This is a genomic window from Escherichia sp. MOD1-EC7003 (assembly GCF_002965065.1).
Lineage (GTDB): Bacteria > Pseudomonadota > Gammaproteobacteria > Enterobacterales > Enterobacteriaceae > Escherichia.
Window position 1 is genome coordinate 24,989 of record NZ_PTRE01000012.1, and the last position, 20,027, is coordinate 45,015.

13 protein-coding genes and 2 pseudogenes are annotated in these 20,027 nt (G+C 50.6%); 4 read left to right on the plus strand and 11 right to left on the minus strand.

Annotated features, from left to right (window positions below; translation table 11 throughout):
* Positions 1-2,394, minus strand: coding sequence for a maltodextrin phosphorylase (gene malP / locus A7090_RS01490; protein WP_105272744.1), 2,394 nt, complete (start codon positions 2,392-2,394; stop codon positions 1-3).
* A gap of 636 nt (positions 2,395-3,030) precedes the next feature.
* Between malP and malT the strand changes: the two genes are divergently transcribed.
* Together malT and A7090_RS01500 are read left to right on the plus strand one after the other, a co-directional pair.
* The gene (gene malT, locus A7090_RS01495; RefSeq protein WP_105272745.1) at positions 3,031-5,736 is read left to right on the plus strand and encodes an HTH-type transcriptional regulator MalT; all 2,706 of its coding nucleotides are present in this window, start codon (positions 3,031-3,033) and stop codon (positions 5,734-5,736) included.
* A 28-nt stretch (positions 5,737-5,764) separates the two neighbouring features.
* Positions 5,765-5,860, plus strand: a pseudogene (locus tag A7090_RS01500) (GNAT family N-acetyltransferase); the annotation flags it as partial.
* 104 nt (positions 5,861-5,964) lie between these two features.
* Here the strand turns inward: A7090_RS01500 and rtcA are convergent.
* Entirely contained in the window at positions 5,965-6,993 is a 1,029-nt protein-coding gene (rtcA, locus tag A7090_RS01505) for an RNA 3'-terminal phosphate cyclase (RefSeq protein ID WP_105272746.1), read from the minus strand.
* Positions 6,994-6,996: 3 nt separating this feature from the next.
* Positions 6,997-8,223, minus strand: a complete 1,227-nt coding sequence (gene rtcB, locus A7090_RS01510; RefSeq protein WP_105272747.1) for an RNA-splicing ligase RtcB — start codon at positions 8,221-8,223, stop codon at positions 6,997-6,999.
* Positions 8,224-8,411: 188 nt separating this feature from the next.
* Between rtcB and rtcR the strand changes: the two genes are divergently transcribed.
* Positions 8,412-10,010 (plus strand): DNA-binding transcriptional regulator RtcR, encoded by a 1,599-nt coding sequence (rtcR, locus tag A7090_RS01515; RefSeq protein WP_105272748.1) that lies wholly within the window; start codon positions 8,412-8,414, stop codon positions 10,008-10,010.
* On the opposite strand, the gene A7090_RS01520 is transcribed toward rtcR, so the two are convergent.
* The 3 genes from A7090_RS01520 to glpE are packed head-to-tail and all read right to left on the minus strand — an operon-like array spanning position 9,992 to position 11,968.
* Positions 9,992-10,750, minus strand: coding sequence for a DeoR/GlpR family transcriptional regulator (locus A7090_RS01520; protein ID WP_105272749.1), 759 nt, complete (start codon positions 10,748-10,750; stop codon positions 9,992-9,994). The genes rtcR and A7090_RS01520 overlap by 19 nt on opposite strands.
* 16 nt (positions 10,751-10,766) lie before the next feature.
* Positions 10,767-11,597 (minus strand): rhomboid family intramembrane serine protease GlpG, encoded by an 831-nt coding sequence (glpG, locus tag A7090_RS01525; RefSeq protein WP_000928723.1) that lies wholly within the window; start codon positions 11,595-11,597, stop codon positions 10,767-10,769.
* Between the two features lie 44 nt (positions 11,598-11,641).
* Complete coding sequence (gene glpE / locus A7090_RS01530; RefSeq protein ID WP_105272750.1) at positions 11,642-11,968, minus strand: thiosulfate sulfurtransferase GlpE; 327 nt, start codon at positions 11,966-11,968, stop codon at positions 11,642-11,644.
* Between the two features lie 189 nt (positions 11,969-12,157).
* Here glpE and glpD point away from each other — a divergent pair, with 189 nt between their 5' ends.
* A complete protein-coding gene (gene glpD / locus A7090_RS01535; RefSeq protein ID WP_105272751.1) occupies positions 12,158-13,663 on the plus strand; it encodes a glycerol-3-phosphate dehydrogenase in 1,506 nt (501 codons plus the stop codon).
* Positions 13,664-13,877: 214 nt separating this feature from the next.
* On the opposite strand, the pseudogene A7090_RS01540 reads toward glpD, so the two are convergent.
* From A7090_RS01540 to glgP, 5 genes and pseudogenes are all read right to left on the minus strand, one after another.
* Positions 13,878-14,411, minus strand: a pseudogene (locus tag A7090_RS01540) (hypothetical protein); the annotation flags it as partial.
* A 181-nt stretch (positions 14,412-14,592) separates the two neighbouring features.
* On the minus strand, positions 14,593-15,303 hold the full coding sequence (locus A7090_RS01550) for a hypothetical protein (RefSeq protein ID WP_105272753.1): 711 nt from the start codon (positions 15,301-15,303) through the stop codon (positions 14,593-14,595).
* A gap of 11 nt (positions 15,304-15,314) precedes the next feature.
* Positions 15,315-15,776 (minus strand): hypothetical protein, encoded by a 462-nt coding sequence (locus tag A7090_RS01555; protein WP_105272754.1) that lies wholly within the window; start codon positions 15,774-15,776, stop codon positions 15,315-15,317.
* A 147-nt stretch (positions 15,777-15,923) separates the two neighbouring features.
* Entirely contained in the window at positions 15,924-17,444 is a 1,521-nt protein-coding gene (locus tag A7090_RS01560) for a PstS family phosphate ABC transporter substrate-binding protein (RefSeq protein WP_123056920.1), read from the minus strand.
* A 125-nt stretch (positions 17,445-17,569) separates the two neighbouring features.
* Entirely contained in the window at positions 17,570-20,017 is a 2,448-nt protein-coding gene (gene glgP / locus A7090_RS01565; RefSeq protein ID WP_105272756.1) for a glycogen phosphorylase, read from the minus strand.
* Between the last annotated feature and the right edge of the window lie 10 nt (positions 20,018-20,027).

Sequence of the window (20,027 nt, forward strand, 5' to 3'; positions counted from 1 at the left end):
TTAGCGTTTTGCCTGCCAGATACGAGCCTGATAATCGCGAATAGAGCGATCTGAGCTAAACATACCGCAGCGGGCGGTATTGAGGATCGCCGCGCGAGTCCAGGCCTCCTGGTCGCAGTACAGTACATCCACCTGCTTTTGTGCCTCTACATAGGCTGCGAAATCTGCCATCACCAGATACGGATCGCCGCCCTGTTTGCCGATACTGTGCAGCATCTGGTCGAAGGCATGCTTATCGCCGTCGCTGTATTTACCGCTTTCAAGCTCTTTCAATACGGCGTCCAGTACCTTATCTTTCTTCCGCCATTTCACCGGGTCGTAGCCTTTGGCCAGAATTGCCTTCACTTGTTCCACGGTATGACCAAAAATAAAGATATTCTCTTCGCCTACCTTCTCGGCTATCTCCACGTTCGCGCCATCCAGCGTACCGACAGTGAGCGCGCCATTGAGCGCCAGTTTCATATTGCCAGTACCAGAAGCTTCTTTACCTGCGGTGGAAATCTGTTCGGAGATATCCGCAGCCGGGATCAGCATTTCCGCTGCAGAAACACAATAATCCGGCAGGAAGACCACCTTCAGTTTGTCGCCAACTTGCGGATCGTTGTTGATCGCGTCAGCCACTTTATTGATCGCAAAGATAATGTTCTTCGCCAGGTAGTAGCCCGGCGCAGCCTTCGCGCCGAACAGGAACACGCGCGGCACGCGATCGACTTGCGGGTTCTCGCGGATCTCTTGGTATAGCGCCAGAATATGCAGCAGATTCAGATGCTGACGTTTGTACTCATGCAGCCGTTTAATCTGTACGTCAAACAGTGCCTGTGGGTTGATTTCAATACCGGTACGCGCTTTCACAAACTCTGCCAGGCGAACTTTATTCGCCTGTTTGATCTCGCGATATTGCTGACGGAATTTTGCGTCATCAGCGAATTTTTCCAGATTGATCAGTTGGTCAAGATCGTTAGCCCACTCTTTTTTCAGTGATTTATCCAACAGAGCCGCCAGTGCCGGGTTACATTGTTTGATCCAGCGACGTGGGGTAATGCCGTTAGTGACGTTATGGAATTTGTTCGGCCACAGCTGGTGATATTCCGGGAACAGATCTTTCACGACCAGATCCGAGTGCAGCGCCGCGACACCGTTCACCGCGAAACCGCCAACCACACACAGGTTCGCCATATGCACTTGTTTGTCGTGCACCACCGCCAGTTTGGCCCACACTTTTTCATCGCCCGGCCAGGTTTTCTCCACCCGCGTTTTAAAACGAGTATTAATTTCGTTAATAATCTGCATGTGGCGCGGCAGTAAACCTTTCACCAGTTTCACATCCCAGCGTTCCAGCGCTTCTGGCATCAGGGTATGGTTGGTGTAAGCGAAAGTTTTGCTGGTGATGGCCCAGGCGTCATCCCAGCTCATCTGGTGCTCATCGATCAGCACGCGTAGCAGTTCTGGAATCGCGATAGTTGGATGGGTATCGTTCAGCTGAATAACTTCGTAATCTGCCAGCTCGTGCAGTTTACGCCCCGCCAGATGATGGCGACGCAAAATATCCGCTACCGAACAAGCACACTGGAAGTATTGCTGCATCAGGCGCAGCTTTTTACCGGCAGTATGGTTGTCGTTTGGATAGAGAACTTTGGTCAGTTTTTCCGCATTGATGCCTTGTTGTTCGGCACGCAGGAAATCACCGTCGTTAAATTTTGTCAGATCAAACGGATGCGCATGGGTCGCCTGCCACAGACGCAGCGGCTGCGCCACGCCATTACGATAGCCGACAACGGGGAGATCCCACGCTTGACCGGTAATGGTAAATTCCGGTTCCCAGCGTCCGTCTTTCGTCACTTTACCGCCAATTCCTACCTGCACATCCAGCGCTTCATTGTGGCAGAACCACGGGTAGTTACCGCGATGCCAGTCATCCGGCGCTTCAACCTGTTTGCCATCGACAAAAGACTGGCGGAACAAGCCATATTGATAGTTAAGACCGTAACCTGTCGCAGACTGACCGACAGTTGCCATTGAGTCGAGGAAGCACGCCGCCAGACGCCCCAGACCACCGTTACCCAGCGCCGGGTCAATCTCTTCTTCCAGCAGGTCAGTCAGGTTGATGTCATAAGCTTTCAACGAATCCTGTACATCCTGATACCAGCCGAGATTCAACAGGTTATTACCCGTCAGGCGACCAATCAAAAACTCCATTGAGATGTAGTTAACATGTCGCTGATTCGCCACCGGTTTGGCGAATGGCTGAGCACGCAGCATTTCTGCCAGTGCTTCACTCACTGCCAGCCACCACTGGCGAGGAGTCATTTCAGCCGCAGAATTTAAGCCATAACGCTGCCACTGACGTGAAAGCGCTTCCTGAAATTGCTTATTGTTAAAAATAGGTTGTGACATAGGTGTCCCACTTTTCTTAGATTTTCAACACACGTTATCGCTAGTTTGCCAGGCTCGATGTTGACCTTCCTCATCCTGCGAGGGATTAGGCAGGGAGGAGTTGCGGGGATGAGCAAGGAAATGTGATCTCGACCACTTAAAGCTAGTGCAAATCACAGGATTAGCAGCAAATCAATACCATACAGCGCAGAAAATCTGTCTCTAAGTGCAAAAAATGGCCGTTGCGTATTTTCAAAAAGCGGAAGATAACTCTATAAATTACGTAAAGGAGTAAAACAGTTTCATAGGTAAAATATCCGGCGTGTTTCATCTCATTCTTAATATCCCCGTCATACTTCAAGTTGCATGTGCGTTGGCTACGTTCGTTCACCCGAATCACTTACTTATGTAAGCTCATCGGGATTCTCTCACTTGCCGCCTTCCTGCAACTCGAATTATTTAGGGTATTGATTTATTAATTTCCTCTTTTTAGGTGAATTATTAATAAAGATTTGTAATTGTGACACAGTGCAAATTCAGACACATAAAAAAACGTCATCGCTTGCATTAGAAAGGTTTCTGACCAACCTTATAACCATTAATTACGAAGCACAAAAAAATAATATTTCCTCATTTTCCACAGTGAAGTGATTAACTATGCTGATTCCGTCAAAATTAAGTCGTCCGGTTCGGCTCGACCATACCGTGGTTCGTGAACGCCTGCTGGCTAAACTTTCCGGCGCGAACAACTTCCGGCTGGCGCTGATCACGAGTCCTGCGGGCTACGGAAAGACCACGCTCATTTCCCAGTGGGCGGCAGGCAAAAACGACATCGGCTGGTACTCGCTGGATGAAGGCGATAACCAGCAAGAGCGTTTCGCCAGCTATCTCATTGCCGCCGTGCAGCAGGCAACCAACGGTCACTGTGCGATATGTGAGACGATGGCGCAAAAACGGCAATATGCCAGCCTGACGTCACTCTTCGCCCAGCTTTTCATTGAGCTGGCGCAATGGCATAGCCCACTTTATCTGGTCATCGATGACTATCATATGATCACTAACCCGGCGATCCACGAGTCAATGCGCTTCTTTATTCGCCATCAACCAGAAAATCTCACCCTGGTGGTGCTGTCACGTAACCTTCCGCAACTGGGCATTGCCAATCTGCGTGTTCGTGACCAACTGCTGGAAATTGGCAGTCAGCAACTGGCGTTTACTCATCAGGAAGCGAAGCTGTTTTTTGATTGCCGTCTGCCATCGCCGATTGAAGCTGCAGAAAGCAGTCGGATTTGCGATGACGTTTCCGGTTGGGCGACGGCACTGCAGTTAATCGCCCTCTCTGCCCGGCAGAATACCCACTCAGCCCATAAGTCGGCACGCCGCCTGGCGGGAATCAATGCCAGTCATCTTTCGGATTATCTGGTTGATGAGGTTTTGGATAACGTCGATCTCGCAACGCGCCATTTTCTGTTGAAAAGCGCCATTTTGCGCTCAATGAATGATGCACTCATCACCCGTGTGACCGGCGAAGAAAACGGGCAAATGCGCCTTGAAGAGATTGAGCGTCAGGGGCTGTTTTTACAGCGGATGGATGATACCGGTGAGTGGTTCTGCTATCACCCGTTGTTTGGCAACTTCCTGCGCCAGCGCTGCCAGTGGGAACTGGCAGCGAAACTGCCGGAAATCCACCGAGCTGCCGCTGAAAGCTGGATGGCCCAGGGATTCCCCAGCGAAGCGATTCATCATGCGCTGGCGGCGGGCGATGCGCTGATGCTGCGCGATATTCTACGTAATCACGCCTGGCATTTGTTCAACCACAGCGAACTTTCGCTGCTGGAAGAATCGCTTAAAGCCCTGCCGTGGGACAGTTTGCTGGAAAATCCGCAGTTGGTGTTATTGCAGGCGTGGCTGATGCAAAGCCAGCATCGCTACGGCGAAGTTAACACCCTGCTGGCTCGCGCTGAACATGAAATCAAGGACATCAGAGAAGGCACCATGCACGCAGAATTTAACGCTCTGCGCGCCCAGGTGGCGATTAACGATGGCAATCCGGATGAAGCGGAACGGCTGGCAAAACTGGCACTGGAAGAACTACCTCCAGGCTGGTTCTATAGCCGCATTGTAGCAACCTCGGTGCTGGGTGAAGTGTTGCACTGCAAAGGCGAATTGACCCGCTCACTGGCGTTAATGCAGCAAACCGAACAGATGGCACACCAGCACGATATCTGGCACTACGCCTTGTGGAGTTTAATCCAGCAAAGTGAAATTCTGTTTGCTCAAGGATTCCTGCAAACCGCGTGGGAAACGCAGGAAAAAGCGTTCCAGCTGATCCACGAGCAGCATCTGGAACAGTTGCCAATGCATGAGTTTCTGGTGCGTATCCGAGCACAGCTGTTATGGGCCTGGGCACGGCTGGATGAAGCCGAAGCGTCGGCGCGTAGCGGGATTGAAGTCTTGTCGTCTTATCAGCCACAGCAGCAGCTTCAGTGTCTGGCAATGTTGATTCAATGTTCGCTGGCCCGTGGTGATTTAGATAACGCCCGTAGCCAACTGAGCCGTCTGGAAAACCTGCTGGGGAATGGCAAATATCACAGCGACTGGATCTCTAACGCCAACAAAGTCCGGGTGATTTACTGGCAAATGACCGGCGACAAAGCCGCCGCTGCCAACTGGTTGCGTCATACGGCTAAACCGGAGTTTGCGAACAACCACTTCCTGCAAGGTCAATGGCGCAACATTGCCCGTGCCCAAATCTTGCTGGGCGAGTTTGAACCTGCGGAAATTGTCCTTGAAGAACTCAATGAAAACGCCCGCAGTCTACGATTAATGAGCGATCTCAACCGCAACCTGTTACTGCTCAATCAACTGTACTGGCAGGCCGGACGTAAAAGCGACGCCCAGCGCGTGTTGCTGGACGCATTAAAACTGGCGAATCGCACCGGATTTATCAGTCATTTTGTCATCGAAGGCGAAGCGATGGCACAACAACTGCGCCAGCTGATTCAGCTTAATACGCTGCCAGAACTGGAACAGCATCGCGCACAGCGTATTCTGCGGGAAATTAATCAACATCACCGGCATAAATTCGCCCATTTTGATGAGAATTTCGTTGAACGTCTGCTAAATCATCCTGAAGTGCCAGAACTGATCCGCACCAGTCCGCTGACGCAACGTGAATGGCAAGTACTGGGGCTGATTTACTCCGGTTACAGCAACGAGCAAATTGCGGGCGAGCTGGAAGTGGCGGCGACCACCATCAAGACGCATATCCGCAATCTGTATCAGAAACTCGGTGTCGCCCACCGTCAGGCCGCCGTGCAGCACGCGCAGAAACTGTTGAAGATGATGGGGTATGGGGTGTGAGTTTGTATAGCGTTTTTATGTACACTCTTTATTCTGTACTGCCAATACCCGCCAGGTAGTCGGCTATTACGGCCTTTCTACGGGCAGTATTCAACGTAATTTGGCTCCCGGAGTAATGCGCCAGTATTGTTGCCTGCGGTCGTATTAATTTCAGGCACTGACCCATTACTCTGGAGTAATTTACCTCTACCGGATAGTCACACTGATGAGTCTGATCCGGCAGGGGGTTTAATCAGTGAGTTTGGTTATCATCACCCGCGTTACGCCATCTGTTTCTATCAGACTAAACCGCACCGGCAAGAAACGCTCCACCACCGTAATATTGGTCAGCAGATGGCATGAGGGATGAGCGACCGCAAATTCCCCCGCGCCCACCAGCGCCATCGGTAGCACCAGTTGGTCAGCGAGATATTCCCCCACCGCTGCCGGGCTTGTCAGGTAGCGTTTCACCTCTTTCACTAACTGTGCCGCGACCACCTCGGCACTGACGCGCTTTTCACCGACGACGAAAAAGCGTTCGGTAATGTTGTCACTTTCGACTTCAAGCGAGACGGTATTACCCGGCCCCTGGTCACGCGGCAGGTTATGAATTGTCTGTTCATGCAGGGAAAAACTCCCCGCCAGTGTAGCGATTTCACGTTCAGCGACATGGCGCGGCACGCCAGCTAATAGCACCTCTCCACGCATCCGCACAATGTTTCCGCGCTCGCCAAGTTGCAAGGTGTTAAACAATGCCACGGGCGAGACTTCCGTTGCCACCACCCCGCCTCCGACAGGATAAAAACCGTGGCGTAACAATGTGGTTTGTTGATGAATTCCCATTTTCGCCAGCAGCGGCTCCAGCACCCGGCAGATAAAATCCGCAGGCGGCGCCGACGGGTTATCGGTGCCACCGCTCACTTCAACACGCGCTGGCCCATCGGCAAACCACAGCGCGGGCAGCACCGTTTGCAGCACCAGCATACAACTTCCGGCGCTACCAATAGCAAAGCGGTAATCGCCGCCGCGCACGGTGCCGGGCCGGAAGAGCAGACGCTGCGACCCCAGCTCCGCGCCTTCCACCGTTACTCCGCAAATTTCCGTCGCCGCCTTTACTGCGGTCAGATGCTGGCGCAATAGCCCCGGTTTCGCCCGCCCGGCACGAATGTCGGTGATGGTAAATGGCTGCCCGGTTATCATCGACAGACTCAGCGCCGAGCGCAGGATCTGCCCGCCGCCTTCGCCCTGTGCGCCATCCAGCTCAATCATCCTTTTCATCATTTATCCTTTTACGCACACCACCTGACGCAGGGTGTAGATAACGTCCACCAGATCGCGTTGTGCCGCCATCACCGCATCAATATCTTTATACGCCATCGGGATTTCGTCGATCACTTCGGCATCTTTACGGCATTCCACATGCGCGGTGGCACGAATTTGATCTTCCACGCTGAACAGTTTTTTCGCTTTCGTACGGCTCATTACCCGCCCGGCACCGTGGCTGCACGAACAGAACGACTCTTCATTTCCCAGCCCACGGACGATAAAGCTTTTCGCTCCCATCGAACCTGGAATAATTCCATATTGGCCAGCACGTGCAGACACCGCACCTTTACGCGTCACATAGATCTCTTCGCCAAAGTGCTGTTCTTTTTGCACATAGTTGTGGTGACAGTTGATCTCTTCCATCTCCAGCGTTTGCGGCTGTCTTACCGCTTTCTGCGTAATGCTCTGCAACGCCGTTACCACGTTTTCCATCATCGCATCGCGGTTAAGGCTGGCAAAAAGCTGCGCCCAGGCCACGGCTTTCAGGTAATCATCAAAGTATTCCGTACCTTCCATAAAGTATGCCAGATCACGCGACGGCAACGTCTCAAGCTGTTCCTGCATCTCTTTTTGCGCAAGCTCGATAAAGTAAGTCCCGATAGCGTTACCGATCCCGCGTGAACCGGAGTGCAGCATAATCCACACCTGGTCCGACTCATCAAGACAGATTTCAATAAAGTGGTTACCCGTTCCCAACGTTCCCAGGTGTTTGTAGTTATTGGTGTTCAGGAAACGCGGATATTTTTGTGTTAGCCACTGATAACCAGCTTCCAGCTCAGCCCATTTAGCATCGACGTTAGCAGGTGGATTTTCCCATGAGCCTTTATCACGACGGCTACGACTATTGGAACGCCCGTGCGGCACGCCAGATTCAATTGCCAGACGCAGTTCTGCCAGATTTTTCGGCAGATCCGCTGCCGTTAACGCGGTACGCAGCGCGTTCATTCCACAACCGATATCCACGCCGACCGCAGCCGGAATAATCGCCCCTTTGGTTGGGATCACGCTACCAATGGTGGAACCTTTACCCAAGTGTACATCAGGCATTACCGCAATATGTTTGAAAATAAACGGCATCTTCGCCGTATTAATAAGTTGCTGACGCGCATCGGCTTCTACCGGTACGCCTTTGGTCCACATTTTTACCGGGGCATTTTCAGTGGTCAGTAATTCGTAATTCATTTTGTTTTTCTCTTTTCGTTGGTATGTTCCGATAATTGCAACCGTCGTGCCAGAAAATTAAATAAGCAGGTTAATTTTTTAATTCATTGTTTTTAAATAGATAAAATATTCCAGTCCGTAAACGGAGATTTCCCACAAAACCAATTTGCCGATAATTAAATATCGTCTTTTATAAGGATATCTATAAGATGCGCAAAACGGTGGCTTTTGGTTTTGTCGGAACCGTGCTGGATTATGCCGGGCGCGGTAGCCAACGCTGGTCGAAATGGCGTCCGACACTCTGTTTATGCCAGCAAGAATCGTTGGTCATCGATCGGCTGGAATTGTTGCACGACGCCCGTTCACGCCCGCTGTTTGAAACGCTTAAACGCGATATCGCCAACGTTTCGCCGGAAACGGAAGTGGTGGGCGTTGAGATTGAACTGCATAACCCGTGGGATTTTGAAGAGGTTTACGCCTGCCTGCATGATTTTGCCCGTGGTTACGCGTTTCAACCAGAAAAAGAAGACTATTTAATTCACATCACTACCGGCACCCACGTGGCGCAAATTTGCTGGTTTCTGCTGGCAGAAGCCCGTTACCTGCCCGCCCGGCTGATACAATCTTCACCTCCGCGCAAAAAAGAACAACCGCGCGGCGCAGGTGAAGTGACGATTATCGATCTCGATCTAAGCCGTTATAACGCCATCGCCAGCCGCTTTGCCGAAGAACGCCAACAAACGCTCGATTTCCTCAAATCCGGCATTGCCACGCGTAACCCACACTTCAACCGCATGATTGAACAGATTGAAAAAGTGGCGATTAAATCCCGTGCGCCAATCCTGCTTAACGGCCCGACCGGCGCAGGTAAGTCATTTCTGGCGCGACGCATCTTTGAATTAAAACAGGCGCGGCATCAGTTTAGCGGTGCGTTTGTTGAGGTGAACTGCGCCACCCTGCGCGGCGATACCGCCATGTCCGCGCTGTTTGGTCATGTAAAAGGTGCGTTTACCGGAGCACGGGAATCTCGTGAAGGATTATTACGCAGCGCCAACGGCGGGATGTTGTTTCTTGATGAGATTGGCGAACTGGGCGCAGACGAACAGGCAATGCTGCTGAAAGCCATTGAAGAGAAAAGCTTTTACCCGTTTGGCAGCGATCGCCAGGTGAGCAGCGATTTTCAGCTTATCGCCGGAACGGTGCGCGATGTGCGCCAGCTGGTTGCCGAAGGCAAATTTCGCGAAGACCTGTACGCACGGATTAATCTCTGGACCTTCACCCTGCCCGGTCTACGCCAGCGCCAGGAAGATATTGAACCTAACCTGGATTATGAAGTGGAGCGCCACGCCTCACTCACCGGCGACAGCGTGCGTTTTAACACCGAAGCTCGGCGCGCCTGGCTGGCCTTTGCGACATCTCCCCAGGCAACATGGCGCGGTAACTTTCGCGAACTTTCTGCCAGCGTCACGCGGATGGCAACTTTTGCCACTAGCGGACGCATCACTCGGGAAGTGGTTGAAGATGAGATAAACCGTCTGCGCTATAACTGGCAGGAAAACCGCCCTTCCGTGCTTACGCAGCTGCTGGGCGCTGAAGCGGAAAATATCGACCTCTTTGATCGACTGCAACTGGAACACGTTATCGCTATCTGCCGCCAGGCAAAGTCGCTTTCGGCTGCCGGACGACAGCTTTTTGATGTTTCGCGCCAGGGCAAAGCCAGCGTCAACGACGCGGATCGGCTACGCAAATACCTGGCACGTTTTGGTCTGTCGTGGGAAACAGTGCAGGATCAGCACAGTTCCAGTTGAATATGATGGTCCGTCAGCATCTGCATCACGCCCGCTGGCGGCGGGGCATCGGTGTAGACGGCATCAACCATACTGATACTCCCCATATTGACCATTGCGTTACGGCCAAATTTCGAGTGATCGACAACCAGCATAACGTAGCGCGAGTTCTCAATAATGGCGCGCTTGGTGCGAACTTCGTGGTAATCGAACTCCAGCAGCGAGCCGTCGCTGTCGATGCCGCTGATCCCCAAAATGCCAAAGTCCAGACGGAACTGAGAGATAAAATCGAGCGTTGCTTCGCCAATGATCCCACCATCGCGGCTGCGTAATTCGCCACCGGCGAGAATGATGCGAAAATCTTCTTTTACCATCAACGTGTTAGCGACGTTGAGATTGTTGGTGACAACGCGCAAATTGCTGTGATTAAGCAGCGCGTGCGCCACCGCTTCCGGCGTGGTGCCGATATCGATAAACAGCGTTGAGCCATTGGGGATTTGCTCTGCCACTCTGCGGGCAATACGCTCTTTTTCTTCGGTCTGGGTGGCCTTGCGATCGTGCCACGGTGTGTTAACCGAACTGGAAGGCAGCGCCGCGCCGCCATGATGGCGCAGAATCAGGTTTTGCACTGCCAGCTCGTTGAGGTCGCGGCGAATAGTCTGCGGACTGACGGAGAAGTGCTCCACCAGCTCCTCGGTGCTGACATAGCCCTGCTGTTTAACCAGTTCGATAATACCGTTGTGACGCTGTGTTTGTTTCATTTATAAATCCCTGGAATTATTTTCGTTTTCGCGCATTGAGCGAATCAACAAAAGCCATCGCTAAACCCACGGCTAACCCGGCGATGTGTGCTCCGTTCGCCATCGACATCCCAAACAAATCAAACCAACCGGCGACAATCCAGATCAGTGCAAAGATAATTAACCCACGTTGCAGGTAAATACCACTTTGTGGATCGCGTTCGCCACGCAGCCAGACATAGCCCATCAGCGCATACACCACGCCCGAAAGCCCGCCAAACCACGGCCCACTGAATTTTTGCTGCACATAGCCGCTTAACAGGGCGCTAATGAGAGTAATGACAATGAGCTTACCGCTGCCGAGGCGTTTTTCCACCGCGCCGCCGAGATACCACCACCAGAGCAGGTTAAAGAGGATATGCATCAGCGAGAAGTGCATTAACGCGTGGGTGAAGTAACGCCAGAACTCAAATTTCAGTGTTGGATCGAATGGCCAGGCCAGCCATAACATCACTTCCTGATCGCCGAGAATTTGCATGGCGATAAACACCACCACGCAGGCGATCATCATCACCCAGGTTACCGGACCTGCACGTTCACGCAAGGCAGCAAAGAAAGGATAACGGCGATAATGCAGGCCACTGCCGGTATGGCCCGCCTGCCAGCTGGCCGCCAGATAACGCGGATCTGCCGGGTTTTCGAGAAAACGCGCCAGCTCTGCCCGCACGCGTTCAGCCTGGGACTCATCTGCCAGCCAGACATCGCTTTGGTTATGTTGTTGAATCGTGAGGATAACACCCTGCGTCGCCATATAATCAACAAACGCCTGAGCCACGCGGGGGTTAGCAAAAGAGGTAATCATCAACATCGTTGCTGTCGCTTATTCCACACAAAAGGGGACAGTATAAAGCGTTACGCGCCGTACGCCACCTCTACGGGAAACTGACGCTGCCAGGCTTCAAAGCCGCCATCAATGCTATAGACCACATCGTAGCCCTGTTGCAGCAGATACTGCGCCGCGCCTTTGCTGCTATTACCGTGATAACACATCACCATCAGCGGCGTATCGAAGTCATGGCTACGCATAAACGCGCCAAGCGTGTCGTTAGTCAAATGGAAAGCCTGCGCCGCATGCCCCATAGCGAAACTCTGTGGATCGCGAATATCGACCAGCACCGCCTCTTTTTCCTGCAACTTCTGGTGTGCATCGGTAACGTTAATACATTCGAACTGATCCATGCATCTCTCTTTCTTTACAAACAAGTGGGCAAATTTACCGCACAGTTTACGTCGAAGCGGCAGATAAACGCCATAATGTTATACATATCACTCTAAAATGTTTTTTCGATGTTACCCAAAACGCAATTCTTTGCTAATATGTTCGATAACGAACATTTATGAGCTTTAACGAAAGTGAATGAGGGCAGCATGGAAACCAAAGATCTGATTGTGATAGGTGGCGGCATCAATGGTGCTGGTATCGCGGCAGACGCCGCTGGACGCGGTTTATCCGTGCTGATGCTGGAGGCGCAGGATCTCGCATGTGCGACCTCTTCTGCCAGTTCCAAACTCATTCACGGTGGCCTGCGCTACCTTGAACACTATGAATTCCGCCTGGTCAGCGAGGCGCTGGCTGAACGTGAAGTGCTGCTGAAAATGGCCCCACATATCGCCTTCCCGATGCGTTTTCGCCTGCCGCATCGTCCGCATCTGCGCCCGGCGTGGATGATTCGGATTGGTCTGTTTATGTACGATCATCTGGGTAAACGCACCAGCCTGCCGGGATCAACCGGTTTGCGTTTTGGCGCAAATTCGGTGTTAAAACCAGAAATAACGCGCGGTTTCGAATATTCCGACTGTTGGGTAGACGACGCCCGTCTGGTGCTCGCCAACGCCCAGATGGTGGTGCGTAAAGGCGGTGAAGTGCTTACCCGCACTCGTGCTACTTCTGCTCGCCGCGAAAACGGCCTGTGGATTGTGGAAGCGGAAGATATCGACACCGGCAAAAAATACAGCTGGCAGGCACGCGGCCTAGTGAACGCCACCGGTCCGTGGGTGAAACAATTTTTCGACGACGGGATGCATCTGCCTTCGCCTTATGGCATTCGCCTGATCAAAGGCAGCCATATTGTGGTGCCGCGCGTGCATACCCAAAAGCAGGCCTACATTCTGCAAAACGAAGATAAACGTATTGTCTTTGTGATCCCGTGGATGGATGAGTTTTCCATCATCGGCACCACCGATGTGGAGTACAAAGGCGATCCGAAAGCGGTGAAGATTGAAGAGAGTGAGATCAATTACCTGCTGAAAGTGTATAACACGCACTTTAAAAAGCAGTTAAGCCGTGACGATATCGTCTGGACTTATTCCGGTGTACGCCCATTGTGCGATGACGAATCTGACTCACCGCAGGCGATCACCCGCGATTACACGCTTGATATTCACGACGAAAACGGTAAAGCGCCGCTGTTGTCGGTCTTCGGCGGCAAACTGACCACCTACCGCAAACTGGCAGAGCACGCGCTGGAAAAACTAACGCCGTATTATCAGGGCATTGGCCCGGCATGGACCAAAGAGAGCGTGCTACCGGGTGGAGCCATCGAAGGCGACCGCGACGATTACGCCGCCAGCCTGCGCCGCCGTTACCCGTTCCTGACCGAATCGCTGGCACGTCATTACGCGCGCACTTACGGCAGCAACAGTGAGCTGCTGCTTGACAATACGGGGGCAATAGGCGAGCTCGGGGAAGATTTCGGGCATGAATTCTACGAAGCGGAGCTGAAATATCTGGTCGACCACGAATGGGTACGCCGTGCCGACGATGCCCTGTGGCGCAGAACAAAACAGGGAATGTGGCTGAATGCGGATCAACAATCCCGTGTGAGTCAGTGGCTGGGGGAGTATACGCAGCAAAAGTTGTCGCTGGCGTCGTAAATTAATGTAAGGTGGTCAGGTCAGATTTCAATCTGGCCTGAGACTGATGACAAACACAAAAATTGCCTGATGCGCTACGCTTATCAGGCCTACCTGGTTTATGCAATATATTGAATTTGCATGGTCTTGTAGGCCGGATAAGGCGTTTACGCCGCATCCGGCATGAACAAAGCGCACTTTGTCAATAATCTGACCGACTTTTTGATTCAGGGAATTACCGCAAAGCCCGAGCCATCATACCCAGCGTAACAAAACTCAGGCACGTTCCCCACTCACCCCACTTCAGCCTCTGGCTTCTATTTTTGCTGCACCAATGGCAGTAATATCCTAACGCAAACCCAAGCTGGGCACTTATCGGACCGACAAAGTCGGTCCACGGTTGGGACCAAAGTGGCGAAAAATTCAGTGGGAGCCAGACAACTGTCAGAAAGAAATTGCGCATATTTTCCAGCAAAGCAATTTGCGCTGGCCCGATATAGAAAATGATATTCCACAGAAGCAACCAGAAATAAACTGGTGCAAATACCAGCCAACAATGCAGTCTGCTTTTCAGTTCAGGTGGCGTTCTGCGCGCAAATTGCCAACCAACACCCACCATTGCACAGAAAACAAGCGTATATTCAGCCGATAACCAAATTTGTAATTCCAAAAGGGAAATACGCCTGTTCATAAGCGGGATTGAGAGCAGTATCTCCCCCAGAAAACTCAATGTGATAACACAAGCAGCCAGCGCAACCACTGTCGGCCAGTAACCGGAAATGGACATAATGGCATCAAGGCACGCAGTGAAACCACTCTTAAGGCTTGTTGCTTTTCTTCGCTAAAGCAGTAAGGACAACAAACATGAAATCTCGATGGCACTGGATAACGACGAAAAATATGATAAATCTGCTCAATTAATGCCTGCATGGCGGAGCTGGGTTGCATAATTATCCCCTCGCCCGCTGGTCGCGTGTAAATGGTTGATAAACAAAACGAGCATTCGCTGCATTCAGGCGAATAATAGCGCTACGCGAGAGGGAAAAGCTGGGACGGGTGCAAAAATTACAATCTCGACAGCTTTCTTCAGCACAGTTTTCCACGCTGTAATGACGAACGTAGAGTTTCAGTTCCACCTGCTTATCTCGAAATCCTTGTAAGCTGTTATTATTATGAAATTTCAAGGCTTCTTTGAAAACCTGAGAAATATAAACATCCTCAATCCATGAGTTGCATTTCTTAAGCGGACGCTTTGCTATGATCACCCGCTCATCCGGGTTTAACATCGCCGTAAAATGAACGGTGAAGTCATTTGTCGTGTTCAGGTCACATTGAACATCTGGTACATCACTGATATAGGGGTCAAATCCAAAATCAGCACCACAGGCACAAAGACGACTGATCGTGGCGGTATCGAGGGAAAATCCCGGCCATACATTGCTGGACGTTAAGCCAATATTTAATGTGACATCATATCGAAGCAATCCCTCAAGACCGGCAGCACCAACGAACTTTTCCCCTTCGTCCAGGACCTGGTTAATGAGCTGTGGAACAATGCCTTCATCCCAGTATGCAGATTTGCATTTAGCAATTGTAATATCCACCCCCGTAAAGGGATCAGTACCGGCAAGGCTTGCAAATAATGTATCAACTAATTCCATTTGGTTGTCCTTTAATTATCAATCACCACGCCACCATATGCAGCTCCCCACGCGAAACATTGTGCCAACGAGTCTGGAATCCCTGGGGCTTGCTGGTTAATCCATTTAATCATGTCATCGTCAACGCTTACAGCACCAGCGAATAAAGCCACATAATCAGTATTAGTAATATTTCCCTTATAAATTAACAATGCGTCATCAGATACTCCGGTAGCGACACCAACAACTGACCATTCATGTAAAGTATCGAAAGACAATATTTCAATTTTATTGACTTCGACTATCTGCTCCATTTCTGAATTTAATTGTCTGGCTATATTTTTCTTTAGTGGTATTAATTGTGCCGCGGGCAAATCACCGTTAAGCCCTTCACATGGATTTTTAGCATGCAAGGAAGTACTCATTAGTAAAAGCGAAAATACCGAAACTAGCTTTATAAAGAAGAAATTATCAGTTTTAAATATTAATTTCATATGAAATCCTTTTACACATTCACTTATGCCATGTAGAAATATTGGAATCTCAACAAAATAGCAGTTGATGATCCTGTTACTTGATTCTCCACATCCGGGCAACGAAAAGCATAATATTGACCTTCATACCTACCCCCACTATTTGCTTTATTTTTTAATATCTGATAACGTTTTATACAGCGGCACATATCCCACATCTTGTACTAATTGTTGACCTTGTGGAATTAAAAACCAGTCAACCAATTTTTGTGTTTCTGACATAATATTTTCCCGCGTTACCATAAATGCATCGATGATATACGGATATTTACCGTTGCGAATGTTTTCCGTAGTCGGCGCAATACCGTTAATCGCTAAAAATTTTATATTCTTGTCAGCGTTCATTTGCGTGGCGTAATAACGGAAGGTGTAACCAATTGAGTTATTTGTATTACGGTATTCGGCAACGACGTTAATCATTCCCTCCATCACGCTTGCAACTTCTGTTTCCTGCGGCGAGATCATGCGTACATTTTTCATTACTCGTGATTGCATCACTGTCTGACTACCCGAATCTTCCGGGCGTTGCCAGGTCTGGATCTCCTGATCATTACCGCCAACCGTGCGCCAGTTGGTAATTGCACCGCTGAAGATGTCACGCACCTGTTGTTCTGTCAGGGAATTAACCGGGTTATCCGCATTGACGATGAAAACAAATGCTTCACGGGCGAAAGGGGTATAGTTCAAAGTGACGCCCGATTCCTTTGCGCGTTTTTTCTGCCCACCGGAGGGTTGCGCCACGAAAATAATATCGACATCGCCCTTAATGATTTTGTTATACGCTTCTGGCGTGCGGGAGTTATGCAGATATTCCCAGGTGTGGAAATCTTCCGGTATAACGCTTAATGCATAAAATGCAGAGGCATAAATTGGGTACGCCGCCGTAGCGCCATCAAGTCGCGGCCAGTTTTGCGTGAACTGAATTTGTGGTTTGCCACGCAGTGGCGTCAGTTGGTTATTGAGTTTATCGGGTCGCATGGCCCGGGTATTAATATTTTCGCGAACACCGACGCCAGGATTAAGCTGTTTATATAAATAAACCTGATAGCCAGCAACACCTCCCAATAAGAGAAGTATAAACAGGAGGGAATTACGGCAACGTAGCCCAAACGTACCGGTTAAAGGATATCTGGTCGGCCAGGCGTATCCCAGCGAAAAACTGATATGTGCGCCAACGGGAATAATGACCACCCACCAGTACTCACCACCCACTAATGAGACTAACAAAACGCCCAGCCAGGGAAGCATAAGGTTTGCTAACCAGCCCGATCCCATCTGGCGAAATTGATAATCTGCCAGATGTAGCGCGATTATCCAGCCAACCAGGGTTAATAATGCGGGTACTAAAAAAAGACATTGTCGCCAGATGGCTATTTCTCTTTTTTCTGGTGCACTATCGCCCGCCCATACTCGACCAGAGAAAAACATCACCATAGCGCCCAGCGCCTGCATGAAGATGTTGAGTGGAAGATAACTTGTTGGTGTAACGAGTAAATTGCAAACATCAAGAATAGCGGCAAGCCCGACACCCAGCATGGCAGTAACCGCCGCTAAAACCTGCGCCAGTATGGGGATGCCGAAAAAAGTCATTACCAGCGAGGTCAAAATCCATTTTCTGTTTTGCATTATTCTTTCCATTCTTTCTGAATGGCGAAATTATACTCCTCCAGTATCCTCGCCCCTTCTGGACATTTTTCCGAAATAATGGCGAAAAAAAACGGGACCCTTTGGCCCCGTTCTATTTATTAGTGAACTTACAATCTCACTGGATCAATATGCCAGATATGCTCGGCGTACTCTTTAATAGTACGGTCAGAAGAGAAGTAGCCCATATTGGCGATGTTCAGCATCGCTTTTGCGGTCCACTCTTCCTGACGCTCGTAGAGTTCGTCGACTTTATCCTGACAATCTACATAGCTGCGATAATCAGCCAGTACCTGGTAGTGATCGCCAAAGTTGATCAACGAATCAACCAAATCGCGATAGCGACCCGGATCTTCCGGACTAAATACACCGCTGCCGATTTGCGTCAGCACCTGATGCAGTTCCTCATCTTTCTCGTAGTATTCACGCGGTTTGTAGCCCTGACGACGCAGTTCTTCCACTTCTTCCGCTGTGTTACCAAAGATAAAGATATTGTCAGCACCGACATGCTCCAGCATCTCGACATTCGCACCGTCCAGCGTACCGATAGTCAGCGCGCCGTTAAGCGCAAACTTCATGTTACTAGTGCCGGAGGCTTCCGTCCCCGCCAGCGAAATCTGTTCAGATAGATCAGCCGCCGGAATGATCAGCTGCGCCAGGCTAACGCTGTAGTTCGGGATGAACACCACTTTCAGCTTGTCGCCAATCTGCGGATCGTTGTTGATCACTTTCGCTACGTCATTGATCAAATGGATAATGTGCTTCGCCATGTAATAAGCCGAAGCCGCCTTACCGCCAAAAATAGTCACGCGCGGTACCCACTTCGCATCCGGGTTGGCCTTGATGCGGTTATAGCGGGTGATCACGTGCAATACATTCATCAATTGACGTTTGTATTCGTGAATACGTTTGATTTGCACATCGAACAGTGCCTTCGGATTCACCACCACATTCAGCTGCTGGGCGATATACTCTGCCAGACGCTTTTTGTTCTCCAGCTTCGCCTGATGCACAGCGTGATTAACCATTGGGAAATCACAGTGTTGTTGCAGCTCATTAAGCAGGCTAAGGTCTGTACGCCAGTTACGGCCAAGGTGTTCATCCAGTACACCAGAAAGCGACGGGTTCGCTACTGCCAGCCAGCGACGCGGGGTCACACCATTAGTCACGTTGGTGAAACGACCCGGGAAGATTTTCGCAAAGTCGGCAAACAACGATTGCACCATCAGGTTAGAGTGCAATTCCGATACACCGTTAACTTTGTGGCTCACCACAACCGCCAGCCAGGCCATACGCACACGACGACCGTTGGATTCATCAATGATCGACGCCCGTCCCAGCAGATCGGTATCGTTCGGATACTGTTCCTGCAAGGTTTTCAGGAAATAGTCGTTGATTTCAAAGATGATCTGCAGGTGACGAGGCAGAATTTTACCCAGCATATCCACCGGCCAGGTTTCCAGCGCCTCACTCATCAGTGTGTGATTGGTGTAGGAGAAAACCTTACAGCACACTTCAAAGGCGTCGTCCCAGCTAAATTGGTGCTCATCAATCAGCAGGCGCATCAGTTCTGGAATCGACAGCACCGGATGGGTGTCGTTGAGGTGAATCGCAATTTTATCTGCCAGGTTATCGTAGGTTTTATGCAATTGATAATGGCGGCTTAAAATGTCCTGAATGGTCGAGGAAACCAGGAAGTATTCCTGACGCAGACGCAGTTCACGCCCGGAGTAGGTGGAGTCGTCCGGATACAGTACGCGAGATACGTTCTCGGAGTGGTTTTTATCCTCCACTGCCGCGAAGTAGTCGCCCTGGTTGAATTTACCGAGGTTAATTTCGCTACTGGCTTGCGCACTCCACAAACGCAGCGTGTTGGTCGCGTCGGTGTCGTAACCTGGGATAATCTGATCGTATGCCACTCCCAGTATCTCTTCGGTTTCGATCCAGCGCGTTTTTTTACCTTCCTGCTGAATACGACCGCCAAAACGGACTTTATAGCGCGTGTTGTGGCGTTTGAATTCCCACGGGTTACCGTATTCCAGCCAGTAGTCTGGCGACTCTTTCTGGCTACCGTTAACGATGTTCTGCTTGAACATACCGTAGTCATAGCGAATGCCGTAACCGCGCCCCGGCAACCCTAACGTCGCCAGAGAATCGAGGAAGCAAGCCGCCAGACGTCCCAGGCCACCGTTACCAAGGCCTGGATCATTTTCTTCATCAATCAGCTCTTCGAGATCCAACCCCATGTCTTCCAGAGCTTTTTGCACATCTTCATAAATCCCCAAAGACAGCATCGCATTCGAGAGCGTGCGGCCAATCAGAAATTCCATCGACAGGTAGTAAACCTGTCGAGTTTCTTGCGATAGCTGGGCACGGTTCGAACGTAACCAGCGCTCCACGAGACGATCGCGCACAGCAAATAACGTTGCGTTCAGCCATTCATGTTTATTGGCGACGACCGGGTCCTTTCCAAGCGTAAACATTAGCTTGTAAGCGATAGAGTGCTTAAGAGCTTCTACGCTAAGCGTGGGCGATGAATATGTAAACGGAGCATTCATATAGGCATTT